Here is a 25,483-nt window from a genome sequence, read left to right as displayed (position 1 = left end):
ATGGTCAGGCAATTAAGATTCGGGATAACGATTGGCGTTATATTGATCGCTGTTACCTTTATACTGGGGGAAGTTGTACTTCGGGTTTTTAACTATTTCGCCGATTCACATATTTTTTACGATGGCTCCTACAACCGCTATCGTGGTAAGCCGCACGTTGTTCTCTATGGGTATACCCTCAATTCGGGGGGCTTCAATGATACTGAGTTCATTGCCGAGCCCGACGATTACCGCATTATAGGCCTGGGGGATTCATTTACGTTTGGAATTGTACCACAAAATCACACGTTTCTGACCAAACTGGAGAGCAAACTAAAGCAGCGGCTTGGCAAGGTAAAGGTGTTTAACATGGGAATATCACAAACCAATCCATCAGATTACTACACGATCTTAACCAGAGAAGGAGCGGATCTGAAACCCGACCTGGTGTTGCTGTCCTTTTTTATTGGCAATGACTTCGACGTTCCCCGAAAACCGTGGTTCCGCCATTCCTATATGCTGACGGCCCTAAATTATATCTATAAGGTAGCCTGGAAAGTAAAGGATTTTGCCGGTCATCAGCCATACTGTGACAGTTGCGACACCTTTGTGCGTAAAGAGTATCTGCGTATTGAAAAAGAGCGGCTGGACTCGTGGCAGTATCATGTTCCTGAAAACGGTGAGTTTCCGGGCGGAAACAATGGACTCTTTGAAGGTACGGTCGGTATACTGCTGAGCACCCGCGATTACTGCAAAGCGCATGGAGCAAAATTTATCGTGACCATCATCCCCGACGAACTTCAGGTAGACGAGCGACTGCAACAGGACATAATTGCCGAATACTTTCCCAAAACCAGCAGGCTCCCTTATAATGTGCTAACCCCGACCCGCATGCTCACGCAGCGGCTTGGCGAGAACCAAATTTCGTACATCGACTTTTATGAAGCCTTTAAGAATGCCATTCCCGATCAGCAGTTGTATAAACCGTCTGATTCTCACTGGAACATAGCCGGTAACGAATTTGCCGCGCAGATACTGGCCGACTCCCTGGTCAAGATCATTCCAAATCGCAATCTGATTGCGCAGGATATAGAGCACTCGCCGGAGTGATCATAGCCTATTCAAACTGAAAGGCAAAATATGTGCAGGTGCCCTGGCTGGTATTTTGCAGGGCGTGGGGCACGTTGGATTCCAGGAAGATCAGGTCGCCGGTAGTGGCCGGATACAGTTTACCGTCGATGCTCTCCTGCGAGTGATTGACCACCATCAGCAGAATTTCGGCGGCCCGGTGGGTGTGGGGCGGATGACTCCACAAGCCCTGATTGAGGGTGGTGACGTGCATCTCAAAGCGTTTGGTCATGGCCGTGGCCCGGTCGAACATCCGCCGGATACCACCTTTGTCGTGAGGAGTAAACGCAACATCCTTCCAATCGATCCAGAACGACCCCCCCGCTTTATGGCCGCGCTCCAGATCTACCGGCTCTCTGGATGCGTAGCGCATGACGTAGTAGGTGACCGGGGTGTTGCCTTTGTTTTCAAAACCGTGTTCATCGCCGGGCAGCATCAGGGCCACGCTGCCGGGACCGAGCGTTTTGGCCTTGCCTTCGATGGTAACCGTCAGCTCGCCTTCTTTAACAATGATAAGTTCTTCGTCATCGTGTTTGTGGGCCGGGTGCGGAGCCTGACGGGCCGGCAACGTGGTGGCATGAACCTCCATGTGCCGGAAGTCCCGGGTTTCTCCCTCCAGAATCAGCCGCTGGTCGGATGTTGGCTTCCGGATGACCGGGATTTCCCGCCAGACATACACGTTGGACTGGATGGACGGCAACAAGGGCAATGGCAGCAAGCTTACGAACAGAAGGGCCAGAACAGCTTTTATCATTTGAGTAACGGGTAACTTTGTTTGAATTTATCAATTGCCTGTATGTTTAAACCAACACGGCTGTGTCTCGCCAGACATAGCGGAGCGACACGGCATTTCCTCCGCCCGGATTGTTTTTAACGGTCTGTTCCACCGGTTCGCCACCTAAGTAAGCGTAAAAGCGCCGGGCAGCCAGGTTCTGTTCAAACACCCACAGGTGCAGGCTCGGGTGTACACTGGTTTGTCTTACCCAGCGCGCTGCTCCCCGTAACAGTTCGGTGCCGATACCGCGCCCTTTCAGTTCGCGGCTGACGTGCAGATTATCCACCAGCGAACCCCATTGCTCGTCGTGATCGCAGAATACGCAGACAAAACCTATAAGTTTGTCATCCTCCACGGCCGTCAGGATATATTGGTTGTCGGCAGGAGTGGCCAGGCGCTCCTGCCACACGGCACGGCGATCGTCCAGGATTGCACCGCCGAGGAAAGCATCCGTCAGGATGCCCTGGTAGGCATGCTGCCAGCTTCTGGCGTGGAGTTGAGCAATGAGCTCAATATCGGTAGGTAAGGCCTGGCGGTAGGTAATCATGCGGCAAACAAACAAATGTAACTAGAATCGAGCGTCCTGCAAGTCTATTCATTTTCGGTCTGCTTTCCAACCGGAGACCGCCAGGCAGTCCCCGGATTGTATCCGACCGGTAAACCTTCATCCACCTCAACCGTTATCCTAAGGGTCACCTGCGCCTACCATGCGCGAGTGTGGCCATTTTAACCAGTCAACCAATTAACCAGTTAACCAACTCATGGCAGACATCAGACGAACAGCCCTCATCACAGGCGGCACCAAAGGCATTGGCTACGGCGTAGCCGAAGTACTGATCAAAGAAGGGGTAAACGTCGCCATTACCAGCCGCTCCCAGCAGGCTGCGGACGAAGCGGCCAGTAAACTCAACAACATCCATCTGGCCCAGGCCGACCGGGCCACCGCCCTCGGTATCGAAGCCGACGTTCGGGACCTGGAATCGCAGCAACGGGCAGTCGATACCATTCTAGAGCAGTGGGGCCGGCTGGATTATGTCATCGCCAATGCCGGGGTGGGCCACTTCGCCCCCATCCAGGAGCTGACACCGGAGCAGTGGCACGAAACCATAGACATTAACCTGACAGGCGTGTTTTACAGCGCCAAAGCTACTATTGCCGCCCTGAAAGAAACGGAGGGCTACTTCATTACCATTGCCAGCCTGGCCGGCACCAACTTCTTCGAAAACGGCTCCGCTTACAACGCCAGCAAGTTCGGTCTGGTGGGCTTTACACAGGCTGTTATGCTCGACCTGCGCAGTTCGGGTATTAAGGTGAGCACAATAATGCCCGGCTCAGTTGCTACACACTTTAACAACCACGAACCCAGTGAGAAAGACGCCTGGAAGATCCAGCCCGAAGACATCGGCCGTCTGGTAGTGGACATTCTCCGGATGCACCCCCGCACGCTCCCGAGCAAGATTGAAGTGCGCCCGTCAAGGCCGGGGAAGTAGTTAAATGGTTCACTGGTTCGCAGGGTGTCCAGGTAACCAATGAACCATTTAACTACTCAACTACAGAATCGTCAATGCTTCCTCATTTCCCTGCATCATGGCAATGTCGTGGGCGGTCTGCCCGCGCAGGTCGCGGATGTAGCGGTCGGCACCGTGTTCGAGCAGGAGTCTGACGAGCTGGTTGCGGCCAAACATGGTGGCAAACATCAGGGCGGTGCCGCCATTGCCGTTCTGCCGGTTCACGTCGGCCCCGCGCTCCAGCAGGAGTTGCGCAATCTCCGCGTAGCCTTTGAAACTGACACCCATCAGGGCGGTATTGCCGCTGGCGTCCTGGGCATTTACGTCGGCGTTGGCGTCGAGCAGCAGGCGGGTAGTTTCCAGATGGCCGTCGTAAGCGGCAATAATTAAGAGCGTGAAGCCTTTGGCGTCCTGGATGTTTATATCCGTACCGGCCTCAATTTGTTGTTTGAGGTACTCGGTATCGCCTTTGCGGGCCGCATCGAACAGGAGAATGGCAGGATCAATGGAGTAAAATGACATGTCTTTGGTTGATTAGTTCATTGGTTAACTGGTTAATTAGTTCGCTGGTTTTCCAGTCAACTAATTAACCAGTTGACCAGTCAACCAATAAACTACCTCGCCAATTCAATTTTATACTTCTGCCCCTTCATCTTTTCGCCTTTGATGCGGACCAGCAGGTCGCTTACTTTACTTCGTTTAACGGCTGCAAAGGAGATAAAATCCTTAACCTCAATCAGGCCCAGGTCTTCTTTTTCCAGCCCACCTTTCTGAGAGAAAAAACCGACAATATCCACCTTGTTGAGCTTGTTCTTTTTGCCGCCACTGATGTACACCGTTACAAACGCCGGCGGCTCCGGTAAGGCATTTTGGGTGGGTACTGGTAACTCGTCTATGGCTTCGGGTAGGTACGGCGGTTGTGGCTCATCGCGCAGCAGCAGCACATAACTGGTACCGGAGGCATGCATACGGGCGGTGCGGCCGTTGCGGTGCACAAATTCGTGCTCGTGCAGCGGCAACTGGTAATGGATGACGTGCTTCATTTCAGGAATGTCCAGTCCGCGGGCCGCCAGGTCGGTGGTGACCAGATAGGGCGTGCTGCCGTTGCGGAACTGGATCAGGGCGCGTTCGCGGTCCGGCTGCTCCATGCCGCCGTGGTAAAACGTGATATAAAGCCCTTTCTGTTTCAATGTTTGGCTGATCTCCTCGGTTGTTTCCCGCAGGTTGCAGAAAATCAGGGCCGCTTCGCCGTTGAGCGAACAAAGCAGGTGAAACAGCGTCGTCAGCTTATCGGCTTCCTCCGACAGCACCCGTTTCATAGTTAAGCCGCCAGTTTCTTCCTCACGGGTAAACGTCAGTTTAGTAGGTGAGTGTAAGCCGACGAAAGGCGGAATCCGTACCCCGGCCGTAGCCGAGACCAGCACCCGCTTGCGCAGACGGCTCAGGCCCTCCACGATAAACGCCATCTGATCATGAAAACCAAATTCCAGCGATTTGTCGAACTCATCCAGCACCAGCGTATGCACCGCCGACAGATCGACCGTACCCCGATCCAGATGGTCGGCAATGCGACCGGGCGTGCCGATCAGCAGCGTCGGCGGCTGGCTAAGGCTCTGGACTTCGACCGCGATCGGGTGCCCGCCGTAGCAGACATTGACTTTATAGCCCGTTGCCATCCTGCGCCAGACCTGTTCAATCTGGAGCGCCAGTTCCCGCGAGGGGGCCAGCACCAGGCACTGCACACCAGCTTGATTTGGTTCGATAAGCTGGAGAATGGGCAGCAGAAAGCCCAGGGTCTTACCGGAGCCGGTGGGGGCAATCAGGAACGTGTCGGTATCCTGTAAAATGGCCTGTTGGGCAGCCTCCTGCATCGGGTTCAGGGCCGCAATACCTAAATTGGCTAATATCTGGCTGGTTTGCATTCCGCAAATTTATTTATCTTCACCCGAAAAGTACCCACCTAAATTTCGTGAGCCGTTTTGGCAAACGTACTACTGTATCGATGAACAACCTAATCCTCCTCGCTCTGGCCGGCTGCCTGAGCTTTTCCGGCACCTACGCCCAAAAACCAGCCGCCGGCAACGATAAACCGGCTGCCAAAGACGAAACTGCGCTAACACCCGCCAAAAGCCGCATGTTGAACCTCGACGCACAGGTGGTCACCAACGGCCAGGTCACCATCAAAGGTCAGCGGGTGCCCTACAAAGCCACCGCCGGCACCATTCCGGTCTGGGACGATGAAGGCAAACCGGTAGCCGGGGTGTTTTTTACTTATTTCGAACGCTCCGACGTAACCGACCGCTCGGCCCGCCCATTGGTGATTTCGTTTAATGGCGGCCCCGGTACGGCCTCGGTCTGGATGATGATCGGCTACACCGGTCCGCGCATCCTGAAAGTTGATGACGAGGGCTATCCCATTCAACCCTACGGCATCAAAGACAATCCGCACTCGATTCTTGACGTGGCCGATATTGTGTACGTCGACCCGGTAAATACCGGTTTCTCGCGTCCCGCCAATAAAGACGTACCGGCGGCCAAACTGTTTTTTGGGGTGAACCAGGATATCAAATACCTGGCCGACTGGATAAACACCTTTGTGAGCCGCTACAATCGCTGGGCTTCGCCCAAATACCTGATCGGCGAAAGCTATGGCACCACGCGGGTGTCGGGGCTGGCGCTGGAACTCCAGAACAGCCACTGGATGTACCTGAACGGCGTGGTGCTGGTGTCTCCCACCGACCTGGGCATCGACCGCGCCGGTCCGGCACGGGGAGCCCTGAAACTCCCCTACTTTACCGCCACGGCCTGGTTTCACAAAATGCTGCCGCCCGATTTGCAGAAGAAAGACCTGACTGAAGTGCTGCCCGAAGTCGAAAACTTTACCATTGGCGAATACCTGCCCGCGCTGGCAATGGGTGGTGCGCTGAACGACCAGAAGCGGAAAGAAATAGCCGCCAAAATAGCCCGCTACTCAGGACTGTCGGAGAAGGCCGTGCTGCAGCAGAACCTGGATGTGCCCACCCAGTTCTTCTGGAAAGAACTCCTCCGCGACCGGGGCCAAACCGTAGGCCGGCTCGACTCGCGCTACCTGGGTATGGACAGTAAAGATGCCGGCCTGGCACCCGACTACAACGCTGAGCTAACCTCCTGGCTACACTCCTTTACGCCCGCCATCAACCTGTTTATGCGGGAAGAACTCAACTACAAGACCGACCTGAAATACTACATGTTTGGCCCGGTTTCGCCCTGGGACAACAGCAACAACCGCACCGGCGAAAACCTGCGGCAGGCGATGGCCCAGAACCCCTACCTGCACGTACTGGTGCAATCGGGCTACTACGACGGGGCCTGTGATTACTTCAATGCCAAATACAACCTCTGGCAGATGGACGCCGGCGGCAAGCTGAAAGACCGTATGGATTGGGAAGGCTACCGCAGCGGCCACATGATGTACCTGCGCAAAGAAGACCTGGCCTCCAGCAACGAAAACCTGCGCAAATTCATCCAGAAAACCATTCCGAAGAACAGCACACCGGCGAAATATACAGAGGGAAAATAAAATAAAAATCGGCTTTGTTGCAAGGCTCCCGTTAATGAGGTACCCTGGAGTCGTTAAACCGTATTTGTCACGTAGCGGCTTTACCAAATGAGCCATGCAACAAAGCCATCTCAAAAGCCCAATAGCTCCCGATTATGAGAGCATCCAGGCTATATTTTCTAACGATGAGTAAACCGGCACCACGTATATATTCAACCCTTATTCACGATTGGCCGGGCAATGACAGGTCGATACCCATGCGCTCCCCCCAACAACGCCATAAATTCACTGCTCGCGAGTTCCCCCAAACACCTCCATTCTCAAGGGTATGTTTACCGATTTGTTCACCAGTCAGCAGGCTCCGGTTGCGGGCCAACGTACCAGGTAGGCCGGCTCCCCTAATCAAGGTAATGCGCAACGTATTGCAAGACAATGACCGCTACCCACAACGCTAATGGACAAGCGTACAGGAGGTATAGGGGTACACAATTGGGTAAAGTAGGAATAATGACACAAATTATTACTAATTTTCGGGGAGTAGCTGCTATTTTGCAGCCTGAAGCTATCGGCCAGACAAGTAGGTAAACCTTTTGGTATCTTTTTGTAACCACCGACGCCAGTAAGATTCGGCCAGGGGTTACAGGTAGTACAGGAAGGTCGTTTTCGCCAAACTCCCTAACTAATTTTACCAGCTATCTGTTCGTTATTACCAAAATGACTATAACTATAAGGGATGAATCGACTAAGAGAACTTGACTTTTTGAGAGGCACTGCCATCCTTTTAGTTCTTTTCAGACATATTCCATTATTTACATTTACAAAAAATTTAGGATGGATTGGCGTTGACTTATTTTTTGTATTGAGCGGATTTTTAATATCAGGAATACTTTTTAAGGAGTATATAAAACACGGAAATATTTCAGCAAAATTATTTCTAATTCGGAGAGGTTTCAAAATTTACCCCATTTACTATTTATTTTATCTGCCGTATCTGTTTATTATTTTATTCGAAGGCCGATTTAACCTCTTAGGTTTTTTAGCAGACATTACGTTTACCCAAAATTATGTATGGGGCTGGGGCTATGCTCAAGCTGCATTATGGTCACTGGCCGTAGAAGAACATTTTTACCTAAGCTTTATTTTTCTTCTTTGGCTTAGTCAGAAAAAAAAGTGGCTTAAGCTTGCCATTAACGAACAAACACAAAATACCCTATTCTCTTTTCAGCATATTATAATTACCATATTAATTATTTGTTTCGTTTTAAGACTTGCTTTTAATATCTATCTCCCTGAAGAACCCACAAAGTTATTTACCATTACTCATTACAGAATAGATTCTCTTTTAATGGGAGTCCTGATTGCCTACCTGTATTTCTTCCGATTCGAGTGCTTTGAGAAAAAGTTCGAGGCCTATAGACGCCAATTACTGGCATTTGCTTTTTTCGGATTACTCTGGACACCTTTCATTGAGCCCTTACCTTCATTTTTCGCTAAAACTATTGGATTTACCTTACTCTATATGTCGTTCGGAAGTATATTAACTTTCTTTCTGATGGAGAAAAATATCAATACGTTATTAGACAAGATATTTACCCAAAAAATTGTCAACATGGTAAGCCTGATTGGTTATTGTTCTTATTCAATATATATTATTCATACATTTGCTATATACCTTTCTACAAAGGTTTTTATTAATTTTCAGTTGTATGAAGCCAATTTTAGCGCTTATCTATTCTTCGTTACAGCGGCCTCCCTTAGCATTCTGGCTGGCATTCTGATGACGTATAGGGTCGAAAAATATTTCTTACAAATCAGAAACAAATATTATCCAAGTCGTATTTAATCAGCCTTATCTGCTGACGAGCGTATCCGACCCGCCTGTCAACGCAGATTGATACAGGTACGCAGCGCCGGTATTCAGCAGCAACACATGCTGATGCGGCTGTAACCAACCCTGCTCCAGGAGCTGTTGCGTTGCCGTGAGTAAGGCTCCGCCCTCGGGGGCTCCCCAAATGCCTTCTTCCCGCCATAGTTGCTGAGTTCCCTGTCTGATGTCTTCTTCCGAAACGGCGATAGCGGTTCCGCCCGATTCGGCTAAAACCTGCAGCATCAACGGTTCGCCGATGGGTCGCGGCACGGCCAGGCCGTTGGCAATCGTTGGCGTACCAACATACTGCTTGCTGTTGGCCTGCCGGCCCCGGAACGTATCTACCACGGGGCAGCAGTTCTGCGATTGCACCGCCACCAGTTTCGGCAGCGGCTGCTTTGGATGGAGCCAGCCTACCTGCCGCATCTCCATAAATGCCTTCCAAATGCCGATCAGGCCCGTACCGCCCCCCGTTGGATACATAATTACATCGGGTAGCTGCCAGTCGAGCTGTTCGGCCAGTTCATAACCCATTGTCTTTTTGCCTTCCAGTCGGTAGGGCTCCTTCAGGGTCGATACGTCGAAATACCGGCCGGTCTGGTTCAACGTTTTCACCTGTGCCGCACAATCGTTGATCAGGCCGTCTACCAGCAATAGCTCTGCGCCATACCCCACACAAGCTTCTTGAAAGGCAGCCGGCGTATGCCGTGGCATCACCACCACGGCCTGCAAACCGGCGCGGGCGCAATACGCGGCCATAGCCACCCCGGCGTTTCCGGCTGTGGGCACAATGCAGGCTTCCTGCCCCAACTCTTTGGCTTTTGAAATGGCGACGCTCATCCCCCGCGCTTTAAACGAACCTGTTGGATTCAGACCCTCATCTTTGAGGCTTAACCGGGCCATACCCAACTGGTTACTCAGCCTGGGTAACGCCAGAATCGGAGTAAAGCCTTCGCCCAAGGTGACCTGATTCTCCGGCTGCAGCACCGGCAAAACCTCTTCATACCGCCAAAGCGATTTGGGGCGGTGGTGCAGTTCGTCTTTCGACCAGGTGCCCGACAGCGCATACCGGCTCAGCAGGGGCATCTGGCAGCAGGTCGATACGGTTTGGAGGATGGAAGCCGGATGTGGACGTCCACACTGGCTGCATTGCAGATCAATCAGACGGGAGGCCGTGGAAATAGCGTTCATGCTGCGTTGAGTTTGGTGCAAATTCTGCAAAAACGCCGGGCCTGTCAACCATCGTTTGGAGATGAATTATTCCTTTTGGGAATACTGCCGTTGCGTAAACCGGATAAATTCACGGATTAGCGGGTTGTTTTCCGTGCCCTGTCGCTGAATAAAATGGAACCGGCGTTTCAGGATTACGTTTTCGATGGGCAATTCAACCAGATCGCCAGAAGCCAGTTCCCGCAGGATGGCCCGTCTGGGTAAGAACGCCAGGCAGGTATCGGCCAGCACAAAATTCTTGAGGGCTTCCGTCCCTCCCAGCCGGATAATGACCTGTAGCCGATCCTGCCCCAGGCCATGCCGGTCTAATTCCTTATCGACGGCCGCTAACGTACCTGAGCCAAATTCCCGCAAAGCCAGGGGAATGGCAGGCAAATCGGCGATGGTTAAGCGCTGGTCTTTCAACGGGCTCTGTTTGGAGCAGACCGCCAGCACATGATCCTCGATAAAGGGCGTATAGACAATGGTATTCACCCGTGGGAGTTCTTCGACGATACCGACATCGATTTCGTGCTCCAGCAAGGCCTTCTGAATATTGTTGGAGTTCCGGTTTAGCACATGTACCTGCCGGCCCGGAAACTGACGCAGGTAAGCCGACAGGATCGGGGGCAACACATACAGCGTGATGGTGGTGCTGGCACCAATGGCCAGTTTCAGGTTCGGCTGGAAAGACTCATTCAGCGATTGAAGTTGCCACTGGAGGTCCTGCTCCAGCAAACTGGCTTCGTGCAGTTTCTGGAAGAGCAGTTGCCCGGCGGGGGTTAAACTGATAGAGGAGCCATGCCGCTCGAAGAGGGCCGTTTTATAGAAGTGCTCCAGCGCTTTCACCTGTTTGCTGAGCGCAGACTGGCTGATATACAGGGTTTGACTGGCCCTGGTAAAGCTTAACTGCCGGGCCACTTCCATAAAAATCTGATGTCGCAACGATATCATTAGGAGAATTTCTACGCCTGTTGCAGCAACGTCAGCAGCTTGCGGTCCAGTTTATGGCCGTACCAGTCTTCGTAGGCGACATCGGTGCGGCCGGAATCAAGGATGCCGAAGGAACCGATAAACTCCCAGAGGGCAAAGCCGATGCCGTTGGTCGACAGAATATCCAGCACATCGCCGAACCAGGCCAGAAATACATCGTGCGGGGTTTTGTTCCAGGCTCCGCACTCGCCACAGTGTACCCCTACCCCACTGTTCACCAGCTCAATCCAGGGCTGGTAAAAGGCTTCCAGCATCTGGCGGTCCAGATACCGGTCACCCATCTGCATCGGCCAGTGGGGCTCCGGCAGGTTTTCGGGGTCTTTGTTGGCCCAGGGTGCTTTGTAGTGCGAAATAATGCCCGGATTGTAGCCTCGGCAGCTTTGGGCAATGTTCAGGTCAGCCAGTTCGGGCACCACGCTGGAGCCGCCCCGGTTGCCGTCGGCAATAATCAGCGCTTTTTTGTGCTCTTTCCGGATGGCATTTGATGCGGCAATGGCTACTTTGCGGTAGACCTCGCCCGGCACCGGGCTACTTTTGGAGTGCTGGTCGTTCATATCCTCCCGCATGTTGGGCTCGTTCAGCAGGTCGAAACTCAGCTTTTTGGGCGATACATTTTTGTACCGCTTCGCCCACATGTTCCAGTGGAAGCAGAAGGCATCCAGCGCGGCCTTATCGGTCCAGAGATTGTAGGGTTCGTGAAAACCGGCGTTGATGCAGTACCCCGGTGCCCGGTGCAGGTTCAGGCTCACGTGCAGCCCGTGTTTATGCGCCATCTGCACCAGGTTGTCAATCCGGTCTACGGCCTGTTCATCAATCTGATACACCTCCTCGGGCGTAATGTTGCGGCTGCGGTCAAATTTCAGGTATGAGGGGTAGGCCATCGGCATCCGGACAAAATCGAAGCCCCAGTCGCGTATCCATTTCAGATGCTCGTCGGTGGTTTTGATGCGCTGCCCGGCCGGGTTCGGCGAAAAGAAGTCCAGCAGGTTAAAGCCCTTCCATTTGGGCAGTTTGTTTTTGGCGAGTGGTTGCGCCGATGGAGATACGGCCAACGCATTGGCGCCGACGGCCGTCACGGCGGCCGCCAGCATACCGGTATTTTTAACAAAGGTTCTTCGTTGCATGAAGGTAGATATTTCATGGAAACAAAGGCCATTCCCCGCCTGCACTACTCATGTCTGTTTGCGCTGGACAAGAGATAGTAGGTTCCGGGCGCTGGACGTAAAATCCCCTCGTGCCGCATTTTTTCTGTCGGTTAGGCGCATGCTGCAGAATATTTACTAAATTTTTCCCATCCTAAGCCTTACCCAATCTGCGCTATGAAACTGGCTGACCAAACTCCGCCCTTCCAGGTCTTTATCTCTTACTCGCACCGCGACGCCACGTATAAGCAGGAACTGGAACGACACGTAGGTAACACGGAGCACAACATCCGCTTTACTTCGGATGAAAACCTGCAACCGGGTGATGTGTGGGTGCAGAAACTACACGAAATCCGGCAGCAGGCCGATGTATACCTGCTGCTGGTATCGGAGAACTACCTGCAGTCGACCCGGAAAGATCCGGAGTTGCAGGAAATCCTGATACGGGGCCGGAACGATCCAACCATTAAAGTAATTCCGATTATCCTGGAACGCTGCGCCTGGGACCAAACACCCATTGCCGATTTTCAGGCGCTGCCCCGGTTTGGAAAACCCGTCGGCGAATACCCGAACCCGGAAGATGCCTATACCGAAATAGCCGACGCTCTGGCCGCCATTGCGCAGCTTAAGCAGAACAGTAAGGCCCTGACCCTCATCCGGCGAGAAAAAGAAACCCCGACCGGCACGCTGAAACTCATGGAGTGTAACCTGACGGCGATTCCGCGCGATCTGCTCGATATGCCCGATTTAACGGAACTGTATCTTGACCGCAACGCCATCCGGAAAATTGAGAACCTGGACAGGCTGACGAAGCTCCGGGTACTCAGCATCACATCCAATGAACTGGAGCGAATCGAAAATCTGGAGGCTCTGACCAGCCTGGAGGTACTGGATCTGGAGTACAACAAAATTAGCCGGATCGAAAATCTGGACCAGAACAGCGCCCTGAAAACCCTGGGCTTATCGTCGAACCAGATCGACAGCCTCGCTGGTATCACCCCGCTCCAGAACCTCCATACGCTCTATATCGGCCATAACCGGCTGAAACGCATTGATGAACTTAGCCAACTCCCCAACCTGAAGCGCATTACGCTGACCAACAACCAGATTGTATCAATAAAGCCGCTGCTGGGGCATATCAACCGGGGTCTGAAAGTAGCGTTGCACTACAGCTACGACGATACCGAGGAGGGTATTTTCATAAAAGACAATTCAACGCTGGCAGAACCGTCTATTGAGGTAATCGAAAAAGGCCGGACGGCGGTGCTCAAGTACTTTAAAGATGCGAAAACCTACGGCACCCGCAAGCTCGAAATTGTCAAGTTCATTCTGGTCGGCAACAGCAAAGTAGGAAAAACCAATTTCAGTGAATTTCTGCGGGGGCGTTCCCTGACGCCTACCCATAACTCCACACATCTGCTGGATATTCAGCGCTGGGATGCCCCGTTTCTACCCGCCAAATTCGATGAGCAGATGCGGGTGAATATTTTCGACTTCGGCGGTCAGGACTATTACCACGACTCGCACCGCATGTATTATTCGCATGATACCGCCTATATGCTGCTGTGGGATACCGCCACCAACCGCTATTCCGAAGAACCCGAAACAGTTCCTAACCAGCTGGATGCCCTGATTTACGAAAACTTCCCGCTCGACTACTGGCTGGAGTCGATCAACTACAACCTGATTGATAAGTTCCGGCCCTCCTATCAGGCATCGGGTCAGGCAACACCCAGATCGGGCAACTCAGCACCTGTACTGGTCCTGCAAAACAAGATCGACCTGGAAGAAGGCCGGCTGGATCAGAAAACCCTGGCGGAACGGTACCCCAACATAGTCGGCTTTTTTAACATGTCGCTGACGCAGCAAAAACGCACCGGCATTCTGTTTGAGGTGCTGACCGACTATCTGAACGCCCTGAACCTCACCGGCCGGCAATTGATTGAGTTCGAGTACCGCATCATTGAGTATTACCTGAATCAGCCGCAACCCTTCCGGGCCATTTCGCTGATTGATTTTCGGGCCGAATGCCAGACCATCATCGACGATCCGGCAGTGGAGTTCACCCTGGAGAACGCGCAGATCATCGCCCAGATCATGAATTCCATCGGCATCGTTTTCTACGACAAACGCGCCGAAGAGGATGGCGTGGTGTTTACGCAGATTAACCGGCTGAACGACCTGATAAAAGCCATTATGGACGTAGCCAAACGGGGCAACGACAAAGGTTTTTTCCAGAAGAACCAGGTCGAAGGTATTGAAAACCATGAAGACGTGCTGGCACTGTTGCTCCGAAACAACTCGATTCTGAAAATCAACGATACCGAATTTCTGGCTCCGCAGTTTCTGCCGGTAAAGCCCGATCCGTCGGTGGCGTTTTTTCTGAATGCCTTTACCCATAACCCGATGCGCTATCTGTACCGGGCTTACTTCCACAAAACGCTGCTGCTGAATCTGTTCGCCAAGTACCTGAAAGGAGCCAGTATCGATACCTCGGCCGGGGTCCGTAACTTCCCGTTCTGGCGCAACGGCATCATCGTCAGCCGGGGAGACGGTATGGCTAAAGAGATGGTGTTTGTTGAACTACGAAAGGATACAACAATGGGCATTGTCAATATCTGGACCATGACCCCCTTCCGTAAATCCGGACTGGAGCGCGAGATCGAAGTCACACTGGATGAACTTAACAAAGGCTGGACTGTCAGCAAGGAAATCTCTGTCAACAGCAGCGAGTTTTTTGATGTAGCGTACCTCCGCGACGAAGTTAAAAACAAGCGGTTTTCGTTTACCAAAAACGGCAGAACCTTCAGCGTAAACGACTTTAAACACCTTATGGACTTTGAGAAACTGCCCAAAAAGCTGTTTATCTCCTACTCGTCCAGGAACGCCGATTTCATCCGGCGGTTTGTTACGCACCTGGAGATCCTGAAATCAAACGGCATTATCGATCCCTGGTACGACCGCATGATCGAATCCGGCTCCAAATGGGATGACACCATCCGGTACGAAATGAAAAACGCCGACGTGATCATCTTCCTGCTCAGCCCCGACTTTCTGGCTACCGAATATATCATGAAAACCGAAATTCCGCTGGCCATAAGACAGATGGAGGAGAGCAGGTCCAAATTTTTTTTCATCGAACTCCAGCCCTGCGGCTGGCAGCGCACCGATCTGGCACAATTTCAGCAAACCGACGATTCGGGAGAGATCCGGAAAAATGTAATCAGCATCGGTCGCCCCGACAATGATGCAGGCTGGAATCTGGTGATCAATGAGCTGGAGGAGAAGATGAAGCTCTTGTGAGAAAGTGACTTGGGCGACACGACCAACTCGTTAAGGCGTTTTGTTTTTGCCTGTTCAGGCCGGCGTAGAGCAACGTCTGAAGCTCAAGAATACGGCCGCTCCCGATGGCTACCCGCATTATGGCTTTATCAATGGCATCCATCGGCTGCTGGCTGTCTCCCGGATCGTAGGCCCGAACCTAAGCCTGGTTCAGGAGGTTGCCGAGGGCGAGGCTTCGCCCTGGGTAGCGACGCTGATCTCATACGTGGTTTCGATCTTAAAACTACTATCCGGGCGGGCAGAAAAAGCTTCATCATCGGCCAGATTGGCAACTACTTTGCCGGGGATGGGGATTTTAAGCGAGTCCATACGGGGAAAGGTTTAGGGTGGGGGTTTCAACCGTTCAGGATGGTATAACGCTGAATACCAGGGGCGGCTGATTGCCGCCAAATGATCGGAAAGAAACGTAATGACCGATCACAACGGTATAGGATTTAGTGAAGGCAAGCTGCTGTAAATTGAATACGTGAATTACCATTTATGGGATGATAAACCAACTAACCGGCCACAGGCCATATATACAGTCGCCGGAACCGCTTCAGGTGGTCCACCGTTCCGGATGGCCACCTGAAGCGGCAGAGCTGAAAATTAGCATCGGAGCCCGGATCGAACTGCCGCAGTACCTGCCAGGTGTCAAATGAGTTGAGGTCTTCATTCCCGATAATCGGAGCATCAACATCGCCTTTTTCGGCCAGCCAACTACCCACAGGTTCGTCGTGGCCGGCGCGTAAATCCCACACCATGATCCGGTCTCTGACCTCCGAACCCCGTTGCGTCAGCGTCACTACTAACCATCGCCCAGCCGCGATAACCACCCCGCTGATCGGCGCGGGAATCCGCAACGGCCGTCGTACCTGCGTTAACGTCCTGGGCTCGAGAAAACACAGGCCCGTTCCCCAGGGATCCTGACGCCCCACCACGGCGCAGGGTAAACCATCCAGCGTAGTCAGGGTTAGCGAACAGAGGCTATTCCATAACGAAGACGGGTCTTTGCCGCCGGTATCCATACCCGACGGATACAGACTTGCCTGGTTCCATAAGTCCGGGGCCGAAAAAACAGGTTTGGCAAATCCGTGTAAGCCGGAAACTACCTGCATGCCGGCAGTGAAGGGATGCTCCCAGGTCAACGCCAGTGCATACCAGTTTTCCGGAGTAAGCGGATCGATCCAGCAGTGGGCATCCGAGGGTGTACCAACCAGCAAACCCGGTTTAGACACCGTGCGTCCATCGATCGACAGGAGCAGTACGTCACCCTGCGTATTGATGACGACGGCATCCGCTTCCGGTGCGTTCGAGAGAAAAGCTCCGCACAGAACCGGCGGCTCATTGGCAAATTGCATAACCGGCTGCTGCCCCGACCGGCTCCAGTAATACAGATGCTGCTCGTCTTTGGCCAGGACATCCAGCGACCCCTCCGTATTCCGCCGGGCATCCAAAACCTCAAGGAACAAATTGCGGGCAAACAGCGACCCCAGCGGACTTAGTTCGTCTTTGGCCGCCAGCACATGCAGACCCGGTTTATCATCCCAGGAGGCAATAATCAGTTGGTCATAGCGGCTCAACGTATCGGGGAGCAACAAGTCCGGGCCGGTCAGGTAGCCGCCGGGGAGTGAACTGATATCGAACTGGGCCAGGGCCAGCGCGGCTTCGAGCAGGCGGGCCAGCAGTTCAAAGCCATAGCGGCCGGGCTGGTCATCAATGTCGAATTCCCTTCTAATGTCGCTGTCAGCTATCCACCGGGCTCGTTTTTCGGGGTCGATCAAATCACCCCAGCTTAAGGCTTCGGTGGTAGCCTGTCCCCAAAACACCGTCTGATGGATTCGAAGGCCATAGGCTCGGGCATATTCCAGTTCGGTCAGGTCCAGTTGCCGAAAGTCAAGGGCTACGCTATCCGCCAGCGCAAGCACCGCTATCAGTTCGTCGGCAAACGGTACAGGGGGCTGTTCCATCCAGTCCCGGCATTGCTCGGCCGCCCGGCGCAGCGCACCGACGCGGGTGGCATACAGGCCGCGCCAATGAAGGACAATGTCCCGAACTTTCCGCCGTTGGGCTTCATCGGCTTCCCTGGCCGGGAAAGGTGGTTTTTGGGTAATCAGGCGGTGGGCAGGTACCTGACCGCCGGGAAAAACAGGTGGCCTGCCCGGTTTTCCGCGCTCACCCCGTACCCGCTGAAGCAACCGTTCTTTAGCGGTTTCTTCGGATTGCCCCACGAAATCGATATACACCAACTGCGCCAAAATACCAACGGGCGCAAAATCAGCCACCCGGACCGGAATCAGCAGGCCCTTCTCTCCCGTTGGATCCAGGCGAAAGGCATTGGCCCATTCGGTATGCGTATACGAAGCGCTAAGGTATTGCGGAGACAAAACCGCCACGGTGCGTGCGGTGTCCACCATGGCTTTGTTCATGTCTATAATCCAGTTCCCGGTAAAATCCCAGGCCTGAATCACCACGGAATAACCTGCCTCCTCCAGTTGCCAGGCAATCCATTCGGCCCATGTACGGTCGTGCTGGTTATAGCTGATAAAAAAATCTTTCATATTTCTTGCCCGTACCCGTCGACAGGCTTAGGGTTACTGCCCTCCGCCCGACTTTGCTTTCTCTGCCCCATTGCCCAATTCCGTCACCGCGGCCGGGCCGGCGGGGGTGTCCAGGTGGTTCCAGTTGATGAGGACGTTCCAGAGCAGTGGGGCATCGTGGTGGTTCAGGTAGCGGTGCAGCGGATCGAAGGTGAAGGCGATGACGCGCCCGGCTCCTACCGGTACGTTGAAGATGCCGCCGTGGCCGATAATGGTCTGCTCGTTGCGCACCATGCCGGAGAGTACGTACGGCGGCTCCTTGGGTGGTGTTTTCGTTTCAGGGGCTTTTACCGGCTTTTTGTCGGGCATACCCATGATTTCGCCTTTATATTCCTCCTCGTCTTTCAGCGGTTTGGTGCCGTACTGAAGCAGCATCATGTCGCGGTTGTACTTGCGGGTTTGCAGCAGCGGGCCGTTGCCCCGGAAAATAGAGAACGTTTCCGGGTAGCCGTACAACACCGGATTGTCCGGCATACGGGCTTTTACCTGCACCACCGATCCCGGATGGAACAGGCCCGCTGCCGTAGCGTTGTATGGCTCGAGCGCCCGCGCAATGCCAGTCTCGGCGATGATGGCGGAGGAATTATCCAGCGTCACCAACACCCCACCGGCCTCCACAAACTGCTTCAGTTGCTGCAGGCCCTCAAAACCCGGTCCGCCGGTCATATCACTGGTAGCATCCGGGAAGCCGTGGGCCGGAAACTCAGCAGTTTTGGTGTACGGGAGCGGGCCATACTTTCGGTCGATCTCGTGGATGAAATTGGCGGCTGAACCCACCAGCCGGGGAATCAAAATGACATCAAACTTCTTACGCAGGTCGCCGGCTTTCAGGTGGTCTTTGTGGATGGAGGTGTACGGAATGCCGCGCTGCTCGAAGGTGTACCGCGCCCAGCCCTCATCCTGGGTGTAGTACCACGAGTGGTAAATGGCCACGCGGGGCAGACTGACTTCATGTTGCCGTAAAGGTGCCCCTACGCCTTTCGGATTGGCGTTGGTGGCCTTCAGATCCAGGCCAAACTGGTTGGCCATCTTTTTCGCCTGGTCGGCCGACAGGCCTTTGAATACCACCGCACCGGCAGCCAGGGTATCGGTCAGTCCGGCCGTTTTGGATTTGGTGTCCAGCACTACCGCCTGGGCAGTTTTGCTTTGTGCCTTCAGCCAGAACAGGGCCGGCAGTACCGTGTTCTGGGCTTTATAGTTCAGGATGTACTGAGCGCCCGCACCGTCTAACACCCCGGCATATTTTACATCATCGCTAAGCAGCTTCAGCTCGGCGGGGGCATAAGTCAGGGAGTCCTGGGCTTTCACCTCCACGCCGTACAGGTAGCCAAGCGTCCAGGCAATGTCGTCGTAGGGCGGAAATTTGGCTTCCCTGGGGTAGTTCTGTTTGGTCAGCAGCGATACGGCCAGGTTGCGGTAGGGCTGATTGAGCAGCACCACATAATCGCCCTGGTTCTTGCCCGTCTCGGCTTTGTGTACCTCAATGGCCTGCGCCCGCAGTTGATTCACCAGATAAGCTGCCATGGCCGGGTCGCGCTGGTTCTTCGGAATCACAAAGGCGCGGGGTTTACCCTCCGTTCCCTTCCGGATGTTGTTGAGGCCTTTCTGATAAAAGTTTTTCAGCAGCATCCGGCTGTTGGTGGCCCCGTACGACAGCGAGGCCAGTACCCCAGCCTGCATGTAGTTGATGTTGTTGCGGTACGACCAGTAGACTTTTTCGGTGGCCGGATCGGGGCGGTACCATTCCTTGGAGGTAACCAGATCACCGGCGTATTTCTGATCGGCCAGGTCGCGCAGGTAGGTGTTGGCCCCTGCATTGCCGAAGGTTTCGTAAAAGCGGCCGGCGGCATTGTGGTTGTTGGAAATCCAGAGGGCGTAGCCGGGATACCAGCCATCGTAGAACGCCCAGGTAAATACACCGGGAATGCCCTGAGCGGCCAGCGCCGTCATGTCGTGGTTCGCCATCGTCTGCCATTCGGCAATGGTAATCGGGTCGATGGTTTCGTTGTAAGGCCCGGTACCGGTGGAAATGTATAGCAGGGGCACCGACTCGTGCAGGTCGAGACTGGCGGTCGGGTGCCAGTCGTAGAAGATCCTGTAAATCGCTTTGGTCAGGGCCTGCGATATCTGAAGACCATCGCGGTTGTTGTCGTGGTAGACGTATTTACCCCAAAACGGCGGTGTTCTGGGGAAACCATCATCGTACTCTTTCCGGGCTTTGGTGTAGCGGTAATACCAGTCGACCTGCTTATCCCAGCCGTCGGGCTCAGAGATCGGGTTAATCAGGACAATAATGTTGTCGCGGATGGTTTTGATCTCCGGCGTCTGGCTGGTCACCAGCCGGTAAGCCAGTTCCATGAGCATCTCGGGCGAGCCCATTTCCGGCGAGTGCAGGCCGCCGTTGAGGTAATACACCAGTTTGGTATCGCCCAGGATCTGCTCCACATCCTGACTGCCTGCTTTGCGCGGATCGGCCAGCAGAGCTAGTTGCTTTTTGTAGTGCTCGAGCCGTTTCTGCGACTCCGCGTTGGCGATCACGACCAGGTTAATGGGCCGGCCTTCTTCGGTGGTACCCACCTGCTGCATGCTGAGGTTGGGTGAGGTCTGCGCCAGTTTCTGGTAATAGCCGTAGATCTCCGGCGTCCGGTGAATAATGCCGGGGGTACCCACAATCTGACCAAAGTGCTTACGGGGCGAGGGCACGGTTGGGTCGTCGGGCAGGTTCAGCACCGAGGCCGGCAAGAACCGGGGGTCGGTGGTGTATTCCTTTATTTTCTGGTTGTAGGTCTCGTCAATCTGCTGCGCCCGGAGCGGACCAGCCAGCAGCGCACAAGTCAGCAGCAGCGCAGGAGGTAAACTGTTTAATCGCATAGAAGAATTTGAGGTTAAGAAATACGTTGGGGCTATTCTCAAGGACCTTTGAGAAAATTTTGCCTTTGATTGGCTGATATTATGAAAAGTCTGCCGCAAAACAAATACGCTACGCTAAAAGCCTGATCGGCCCCCAGGTCCCACCGTAACCGGGGGCATTGGAAATTTGCTTAAATTGGTGGCTTAGCGGTAAGCCCATGCAAAACAGTAAAGTCACTACCTACGATGCCATTGTGGTCGGCTCCGGCATTAGTGGGGGCTGGTCGGCCAAAGAACTCTGCGAAAAAGGCCTGAAAGTCCTCCTGCTGGAACGGGGGCGAATGATCGAGCACGTCAAAGACTACCACACGGCTACCAAAGCGCCCTGGGAATTTCTGCACCGGAACCAGCAAATGCCCCTTGACCTGCTGAAGCAGTACCCGGTCCAGAACCGCACCGGCTTTGCCATTACCGAAGCCACCCACCACCATTTCGTCAACGACCTGGATAATCCATATGTTGAAGAAAAACCCTTCGACTGGATACGGGGCTACCACGTGGGCGGACGGTCGCTGATGTGGGGGCGCTATTCGTTTCGCTTTTCGGACCTGGATTTTGAGGCCAACGCCAGGGAGGGGATCGCCACCGACTGGCCTATCCGCTACAAAGACATTGCCCCCTGGTATGAGTATGTGGAGCGGTTTGCCGGTATTGCCGGGGACCGCGACGGCATTCCCCACCTGCCCGACGGTCAGTTTCAGCCGGCCATGCCCGACAACTGTGTGGAGCAGCACTTCCGGCATGCCGTAAACAGCCAGTTTCCGGACCGAAAAGTAATTTCGGCACGGGCGGCTCACCTGACCGCCCCCACAAAGGAGCAGATGGCGCTGGGCCGGGCCAAATGCCAGTACCGCAATATGTGTATGCGCGGCTGCCCCTACGGCGCGTATTTCAGCACACAGTCGGCCACGCTGCCGGCCGCCCGGCAGACGGGAAACCTGACCGTACGGCCGCATTCCATCGTCAACTCAATAATTTACGATGAGAAAAAAGGCCGGGCAACCGGGGTACGGGTCATCGACGAGCAGACGAATGAGTGGCTTGAATTCAGCGCCAAACTCATTTTCCTGAATGCCTCAGCGCTGGGTTCCACCTTTATCCTGCTCAACTCCAAATCGAACCGGTTTCCCAACGGCATGGACGACAGTGGTCAGTTAGGCCATAATCTGATGGATCACCACTTCCACGTGGGCGCCACCGCCGATTATGAAAACGACCTGGATAAAGTTTATTACGGACGCCACCCGGCCGGCTTATACATTCCCCGCTTCCGGAACGTGGGGCCGGACAAACAGGCGTTTAAGCGCGGGTATGGTTTTGAGGTGTACACCAATCGGCAGAACTGGGATCAGGCGTTTGGGCTGGACGGATTCGGGGCCGATTTCAAAGATAAAGCCACCCGGTTCGGCATCTGGCAAATAACCCTGGATGCCTTCGGCGAGTGTATGCCCTATTATGACAACCAGGTGTACCTGACGGATGACGTCAAAGACAAATGGGGCCAACCGGTGCTGAAAATGGACGTGCATTACCGCGACAACGAAACCCTGATGCGGAAAGACGCCCGCGAGCAGGCCGTGCTGATGCTGGAAAAAGCCGGATTTAAAAACATCGAGGGCTTCGACAGCCAGGCTCATCCCGGCCTGAGCATTCACGAAATGGGCACCGCCCGGATGGGTAACGATCCGAAAACGTCGGTCTTTAACCGGTTCAACCAACACCATGCCGTCAAAAACGTATTCTGCACCGATGGGGCCTGCATGACTTCCTCGCCCTGCCAGAATCCGTCGCTCACCTACATGGCGCTGTCGGCACGGGCGGCAGACTATGCAGTAAAAGAGCTGAAAAAAGGGAATTTATAAATGCCGGACAGACCTCAGGGCTTGGCCTTTGGTTTGCCTCACCGGCATTTTTCCGCTCAGCCACCAGACCAACCCATAATCAAAGACCATCGTGAGCGGAATAACCGTTAGATTTTTCAGGAAGAAGACAATGGGAGTACCGGTAGCCTCAGGATGCAGCACACCCATTTTCTGTGCTGTTAGAATGACAACCGGATAATTCGCCACCCCAGCAATACTGTGGTTCAGCACCCAGGCCAGCAGACTAAACAAAACCAGGTCTATCAGCAAGCCAGGCCACTGACGAACCAGTGTCTGACGAACAGACCGCCCTACCGTTGTCCACTCCTGACCTCGAAGCCCAAAGAGTCTTTTCACCTGATCGCTACCCCGACGGATGTTGCCGTGGCCTATAATGGCCAGCAACGTTAGTATCCGGGCCACTCCCACTATTGTTTCCAGGCTCCAGTACCATTTTTCAGAAATGGGTCCGGCCGCTCGCATCTGGATCGCCCTTGCAACTGCAGCAACACTCATGAGCAACCCGATCATGCCAACATGAGAAACCCAGAAACGAAGCGTCCACCGCAAAAGACCGGCCGGCAAATTCGTAGTTCGGCTCATACATCCAACGCCTTATCTCTTTTCAAATCAGCTTTAACCAGAACATGGTCGGCCCATTGCACGCCGACGAACAGCAGTATGCCAAATAAAACAGGGCCGATCCGGTATGCCAGCGCATCGAGCAGACGCGATAAGGCATTTGGATTGAACATCATCATAACGATAAAGGCACTGGTTGGAATCAGCAAAATACCAAGCCCCAGCAGGATATACGCCTTACGTTCAGATACACGCCACTCGTGTTGTTTGATCTGCCACACAACGCCGGCCGAGAAACCCAGGCTCAGGTCATCAGAAGGCTCACTGGATAATTGGTCAAACAGTTGCTGGTACAGGCGAGCCGATTCTGCATCCTCTTCAGGTAATAGACTTCGTTGGATTCCCCGGCGTTGGTCATCCAGCCATTGTTGTATCATATCGTCGTTCAGTTCATTCATAGCCAATGTTCTCTTTTCTGGTGTCGTTGCAATGCTTCTTTCAAGAGCTTACGGGCCCGAAATAAATAGTTTTTCACCGTGCCCGCCGGCAGCGATGTAATCTGTCCGATCTCTTCGTACGATAATTCCTCCAGGTGGTATAAGGTCAGAATGGTGCGATAATGAACGGGAAGCTGCTCAATCTGCGCGTACAGAAACGATTTCCAATCCTTGTTTACAAGTATATCTTCAGGACTGCTGTTTCCTGAGGGTTCTCTGGTTTCTGAAACCTGGTTCAAGTCCCCATGCGCCGGCAAACGGTTCATCTTTTTAGCATAATTTATAGCCGTTCGGTACGCAATACTGGCAATCCATGTGGATAGTTTGGCTTCAAACTGGTACTCCCGCAGGTGTTTATACACTTTAATAAACACCTCCTGACAAACATCTTCGACATCTGCCGGCTGACGAACTATGCGGCTGACCATATGAAGTACCAAACGCTGATAACGTTCCACCAGCATCTGGTAGGCCCTAAGGTCTCCCTGTAAGATCTGGCGAACCAGTGTCTGCTCATCGTTCATTGGCCCATTTGACAACATACTACCCGCAGATGTTGCAGTACTCAGAAAATTAAGCATTCCCTGCAACATCCGGCGAATGGCGGCTGTCTAATGCAGCAAATCACTAATCACTATGTCCTTACAAGAACAGTATGGCCTGCAGGGCACTTTCGTCATTTTAGCGATTGCCTTCGGTATTTACCTGCTTATGAAGCCATTTACCACATACCTGCTGCGCCGTCGGCTGATCGAATTAGGCCAGTGGAACGATCAGGCCAACCGGTCGTTAACCGAAGAACGAAACTCACTCATCGAAAATCTGAAATGGGGGCTAATCCTCCTTTTTACCGGGATCGGATTGATTGTGGTTGAGTTTCTACCGTATTCGTTCAACTCCAGCTTACCATACGGGGTAATTTCTGTATTCACGGCCATCGGCTTCCTGGTGTATTACCTGATCGTAAGGAACAACACAAAATCCTCCACCTGAAAACCTGGTACTGGTATGCCATTCCAATCACGCTTCCTGACGGTCATTCTCTGGCTATTTGTCATTAATATGGGCATCGAGCTGGGTGGTGGGCTTTATGAGATTCAGGTCATCACCCCCATTGTCACGTATAATCCGCCAGAGTCAGTCATTCAGTTTTTTAACATGCAAAAGACGCATCCCGAACAGGCCATCCAGGCTGGCAGGCGATTCTGGAAGTTTACCTCTCAGCCTCTCGGACTCTTAGCGGTGTCGGTGCTTATTCTGGGAGTACGCGCGAGAGGTAACCAGCGGAAATGGTTGCTTTCTTCTTCGCTCTTAGTGATTCTGCTCTTTCTGGTCACCTACCTGTATTTTGTACCAACGCTGAATCAATTGGCGAATAGCCGCCAGTTGGGTCTCCGTGATGAGGAGGTTATAAGCCAGGTGACTACCTGGATGAGGCTGAACCAGATTCGGTTGCTCGTGTACATGCTGGCCTGGTTAGCCGGTCTGCGAGCGCTGACCTATACTGCCCTACAAACACGAATCAGTTGAAAAAGCAACCGGCTTCCCCTTCTCCCCACGTAAAAAAGCCTC

At 53.4% G+C, this 25,483-nt stretch carries 21 protein-coding genes; 8 read left to right on the top strand and 13 right to left on the bottom strand.

All coding sequences use genetic code 11. The features are described from left to right. Entirely contained in the window at window positions 1-1,089 is a 1,089-nt protein-coding gene (locus ABD931_RS03955) for an alginate O-acetyltransferase AlgX-related protein (protein ID WP_345264168.1), read from the top strand. A gap of 7 nt (window positions 1,090-1,096) precedes the next feature. Here the strand turns inward: ABD931_RS03955 and ABD931_RS03950 are convergent, their stop codons facing one another. After that, entirely contained in the window at window positions 1,097-1,861 is a 765-nt protein-coding gene (locus ABD931_RS03950) for a cupin domain-containing protein (RefSeq protein WP_345264166.1), read from the bottom strand. A gap of 46 nt (window positions 1,862-1,907) precedes the next feature. Next, complete coding sequence (locus ABD931_RS03945) at window positions 1,908-2,429, bottom strand: GNAT family N-acetyltransferase (RefSeq protein ID WP_345264164.1); 522 nt, start codon at window positions 2,427-2,429, stop codon at window positions 1,908-1,910. 214 nt (window positions 2,430-2,643) lie between these two features. Between ABD931_RS03945 and ABD931_RS03940 the strand changes: the two genes are divergently transcribed. Next, window positions 2,644-3,372, top strand: coding sequence for an SDR family oxidoreductase (locus tag ABD931_RS03940; protein ID WP_345264162.1), 729 nt, complete (start codon window positions 2,644-2,646; stop codon window positions 3,370-3,372). 60 nt (window positions 3,373-3,432) lie between these two features. On the opposite strand, the gene ABD931_RS03935 is transcribed toward ABD931_RS03940, so the two are convergent. Then, entirely contained in the window at window positions 3,433-3,912 is a 480-nt protein-coding gene (locus tag ABD931_RS03935; protein WP_345264160.1) for an ankyrin repeat domain-containing protein, read from the bottom strand. A gap of 92 nt (window positions 3,913-4,004) precedes the next feature. Beyond that, complete coding sequence (locus tag ABD931_RS03930; protein WP_345264158.1) at window positions 4,005-5,312, bottom strand: DEAD/DEAH box helicase; 1,308 nt, start codon at window positions 5,310-5,312, stop codon at window positions 4,005-4,007. Window positions 5,313-5,392: 80 nt separating this feature from the next. Here ABD931_RS03930 and ABD931_RS03925 point away from each other — a divergent pair, with 80 nt between their 5' ends. Both ABD931_RS03925 and ABD931_RS03920 read left to right on the top strand, forming a co-directional pair. Next, on the top strand, window positions 5,393-6,949 hold the full coding sequence (locus ABD931_RS03925) for a S10 family peptidase (protein ID WP_345264156.1): 1,557 nt from the start codon (window positions 5,393-5,395) through the stop codon (window positions 6,947-6,949). A gap of 712 nt (window positions 6,950-7,661) precedes the next feature. After that, on the top strand, window positions 7,662-8,771 hold the full coding sequence (locus tag ABD931_RS03920; protein ID WP_345264154.1) for an acyltransferase family protein: 1,110 nt from the start codon (window positions 7,662-7,664) through the stop codon (window positions 8,769-8,771). A gap of 6 nt (window positions 8,772-8,777) precedes the next feature. On the opposite strand, the gene ABD931_RS03915 is transcribed toward ABD931_RS03920, so the two are convergent. The 3 genes from ABD931_RS03915 to ABD931_RS03905 form a co-directional block, all read right to left on the bottom strand. Beyond that, the gene (locus ABD931_RS03915) at window positions 8,778-9,986 is read right to left on the bottom strand and encodes a threonine synthase (RefSeq protein ID WP_345264152.1); all 1,209 of its coding nucleotides are present in this window, start codon (window positions 9,984-9,986) and stop codon (window positions 8,778-8,780) included. A 66-nt stretch (window positions 9,987-10,052) separates the two neighbouring features. Continuing rightward, entirely contained in the window at window positions 10,053-10,958 is a 906-nt protein-coding gene (locus ABD931_RS03910; RefSeq protein ID WP_345264150.1) for a LysR family transcriptional regulator, read from the bottom strand. Between the two features lie 11 nt (window positions 10,959-10,969). Further along, window positions 10,970-12,121 (bottom strand): glycoside hydrolase family 5 protein, encoded by a 1,152-nt coding sequence (locus ABD931_RS03905; RefSeq protein WP_345264148.1) that lies wholly within the window; start codon window positions 12,119-12,121, stop codon window positions 10,970-10,972. Between the two features lie 195 nt (window positions 12,122-12,316). Between ABD931_RS03905 and ABD931_RS03900 the strand changes: the two genes are divergently transcribed. Then, window positions 12,317-15,442 carry a leucine-rich repeat protein gene (locus tag ABD931_RS03900; protein WP_345264146.1) on the top strand — a complete coding sequence of 1,042 codons (3,126 nt, stop codon included), beginning with the start codon at window positions 12,317-12,319 and terminating at the stop codon, window positions 15,440-15,442. Window positions 15,443-15,631: 189 nt separating this feature from the next. Here the strand turns inward: ABD931_RS03900 and ABD931_RS03895 are convergent, their stop codons facing one another. The 3 genes from ABD931_RS03895 to ABD931_RS03885 form a co-directional block, all read right to left on the bottom strand. Next, the gene (locus tag ABD931_RS03895; protein WP_345264144.1) at window positions 15,632-15,790 is read right to left on the bottom strand and encodes a hypothetical protein; all 159 of its coding nucleotides are present in this window, start codon (window positions 15,788-15,790) and stop codon (window positions 15,632-15,634) included. Window positions 15,791-15,978: 188 nt separating this feature from the next. After that, the gene (locus ABD931_RS03890) at window positions 15,979-18,021 is read right to left on the bottom strand and encodes a toll/interleukin-1 receptor domain-containing protein (RefSeq protein WP_345264142.1); all 2,043 of its coding nucleotides are present in this window, start codon (window positions 18,019-18,021) and stop codon (window positions 15,979-15,981) included. Window positions 18,022-18,054: 33 nt separating this feature from the next. Beyond that, window positions 18,055-20,931 carry a M14 family zinc carboxypeptidase gene (locus ABD931_RS03885; RefSeq protein ID WP_345264141.1) on the bottom strand — a complete coding sequence of 959 codons (2,877 nt, stop codon included), beginning with the start codon at window positions 20,929-20,931 and terminating at the stop codon, window positions 18,055-18,057. Between the two features lie 197 nt (window positions 20,932-21,128). Here ABD931_RS03885 and ABD931_RS03880 point away from each other — a divergent pair, with 197 nt between their 5' ends. Further along, entirely contained in the window at window positions 21,129-22,832 is a 1,704-nt protein-coding gene (locus tag ABD931_RS03880; protein WP_345264140.1) for a GMC oxidoreductase, read from the top strand. Here ABD931_RS03880 and ABD931_RS03875 read toward each other — a convergent pair. The 3 genes from ABD931_RS03875 to ABD931_RS03865 form a co-directional block, all read right to left on the bottom strand. Then, window positions 22,827-23,255: a hypothetical protein gene (locus ABD931_RS03875; protein WP_345264138.1), complete on the bottom strand. Its 429-nt coding sequence runs from the start codon at window positions 23,253-23,255 to the stop codon at window positions 22,827-22,829. The genes ABD931_RS03880 and ABD931_RS03875 overlap by 6 nt on opposite strands. Window positions 23,256-23,431: 176 nt before the next feature. Further along, window positions 23,432-23,872, bottom strand: coding sequence for a hypothetical protein (locus ABD931_RS03870; protein ID WP_345264136.1), 441 nt, complete (start codon window positions 23,870-23,872; stop codon window positions 23,432-23,434). Then, window positions 23,869-24,492, bottom strand: coding sequence for an RNA polymerase sigma factor (locus tag ABD931_RS03865; protein ID WP_345264134.1), 624 nt, complete (start codon window positions 24,490-24,492; stop codon window positions 23,869-23,871). Before ABD931_RS03865 ends, ABD931_RS03870 begins: the two co-directional genes overlap by 4 nt. A 55-nt stretch (window positions 24,493-24,547) precedes the next feature. Between ABD931_RS03865 and ABD931_RS03860 the strand changes: the two genes are divergently transcribed. Next, a complete protein-coding gene (locus tag ABD931_RS03860; RefSeq protein ID WP_345264132.1) occupies window positions 24,548-24,904 on the top strand; it encodes a DUF6249 domain-containing protein in 357 nt (118 codons plus the stop codon). A 15-nt stretch (window positions 24,905-24,919) separates the two neighbouring features. Continuing rightward, complete coding sequence (locus ABD931_RS03855; RefSeq protein WP_345264130.1) at window positions 24,920-25,441, top strand: anthrone oxygenase family protein; 522 nt, start codon at window positions 24,920-24,922, stop codon at window positions 25,439-25,441. The last annotated feature ends 42 nt before the right edge of the window (window positions 25,442-25,483 follow it).

The sequence above is a fragment of the Nibrella viscosa genome (assembly GCF_039541875.1).
GTDB lineage: Bacteria > Bacteroidota > Bacteroidia > Cytophagales > Spirosomataceae > Nibrella > Nibrella viscosa.
This window is presented reverse-complemented; position numbering and strand designations above follow the sequence as displayed.

What these genes read in the sequence shown, in the direction of transcription:
- ABD931_RS03955 (WP_345264168.1), top strand. Translation starts at nt 1, where the DNA reads ATGGTCAGGCAATTAAGATTCGGGATAACGATTGGCGTTATATTGATC.
- ABD931_RS03950 (WP_345264166.1), bottom strand. Translation starts at nt 1,861, where the DNA reads ATGATAAAAGCTGTTCTGGCCCTTCTGTTCGTAAGCTTGCTGCCATTG.
- ABD931_RS03945 (WP_345264164.1), bottom strand. Translation starts at nt 2,429, where the DNA reads ATGATTACCTACCGCCAGGCCTTACCTACCGATATTGAGCTCATTGCT.
- ABD931_RS03940 (WP_345264162.1), top strand. Translation starts at nt 2,644, where the DNA reads ATGGCAGACATCAGACGAACAGCCCTCATCACAGGCGGCACCAAAGGC.
- ABD931_RS03935 (WP_345264160.1), bottom strand. Translation starts at nt 3,912, where the DNA reads ATGTCATTTTACTCCATTGATCCTGCCATTCTCCTGTTCGATGCGGCC.
- ABD931_RS03930 (WP_345264158.1), bottom strand. Translation starts at nt 5,312, where the DNA reads ATGCAAACCAGCCAGATATTAGCCAATTTAGGTATTGCGGCCCTGAAC.
- ABD931_RS03925 (WP_345264156.1), top strand. Translation starts at nt 5,393, where the DNA reads ATGAACAACCTAATCCTCCTCGCTCTGGCCGGCTGCCTGAGCTTTTCC.
- ABD931_RS03920 (WP_345264154.1), top strand. Translation starts at nt 7,662, where the DNA reads ATGAATCGACTAAGAGAACTTGACTTTTTGAGAGGCACTGCCATCCTT.
- ABD931_RS03915 (WP_345264152.1), bottom strand. Translation starts at nt 9,986, where the DNA reads ATGAACGCTATTTCCACGGCCTCCCGTCTGATTGATCTGCAATGCAGC.
- ABD931_RS03910 (WP_345264150.1), bottom strand. Translation starts at nt 10,958, where the DNA reads ATGATATCGTTGCGACATCAGATTTTTATGGAAGTGGCCCGGCAGTTA.
- ABD931_RS03905 (WP_345264148.1), bottom strand. Translation starts at nt 12,121, where the DNA reads ATGCAACGAAGAACCTTTGTTAAAAATACCGGTATGCTGGCGGCCGCC.
- ABD931_RS03900 (WP_345264146.1), top strand. Translation starts at nt 12,317, where the DNA reads ATGAAACTGGCTGACCAAACTCCGCCCTTCCAGGTCTTTATCTCTTAC.
- ABD931_RS03895 (WP_345264144.1), bottom strand. Translation starts at nt 15,790, where the DNA reads ATGGACTCGCTTAAAATCCCCATCCCCGGCAAAGTAGTTGCCAATCTG.
- ABD931_RS03890 (WP_345264142.1), bottom strand. Translation starts at nt 18,021, where the DNA reads ATGAAAGATTTTTTTATCAGCTATAACCAGCACGACCGTACATGGGCC.
- ABD931_RS03885 (WP_345264141.1), bottom strand. Translation starts at nt 20,931, where the DNA reads ATGCGATTAAACAGTTTACCTCCTGCGCTGCTGCTGACTTGTGCGCTG.
- ABD931_RS03880 (WP_345264140.1), top strand. Translation starts at nt 21,129, where the DNA reads ATGCAAAACAGTAAAGTCACTACCTACGATGCCATTGTGGTCGGCTCC.
- ABD931_RS03870 (WP_345264136.1), bottom strand. Translation starts at nt 23,872, where the DNA reads ATGAATGAACTGAACGACGATATGATACAACAATGGCTGGATGACCAA.
- ABD931_RS03865 (WP_345264134.1), bottom strand. Translation starts at nt 24,492, where the DNA reads ATGCTTAATTTTCTGAGTACTGCAACATCTGCGGGTAGTATGTTGTCA.
- ABD931_RS03860 (WP_345264132.1), top strand. Translation starts at nt 24,548, where the DNA reads ATGTCCTTACAAGAACAGTATGGCCTGCAGGGCACTTTCGTCATTTTA.
- ABD931_RS03855 (WP_345264130.1), top strand. Translation starts at nt 24,920, where the DNA reads ATGCCATTCCAATCACGCTTCCTGACGGTCATTCTCTGGCTATTTGTC.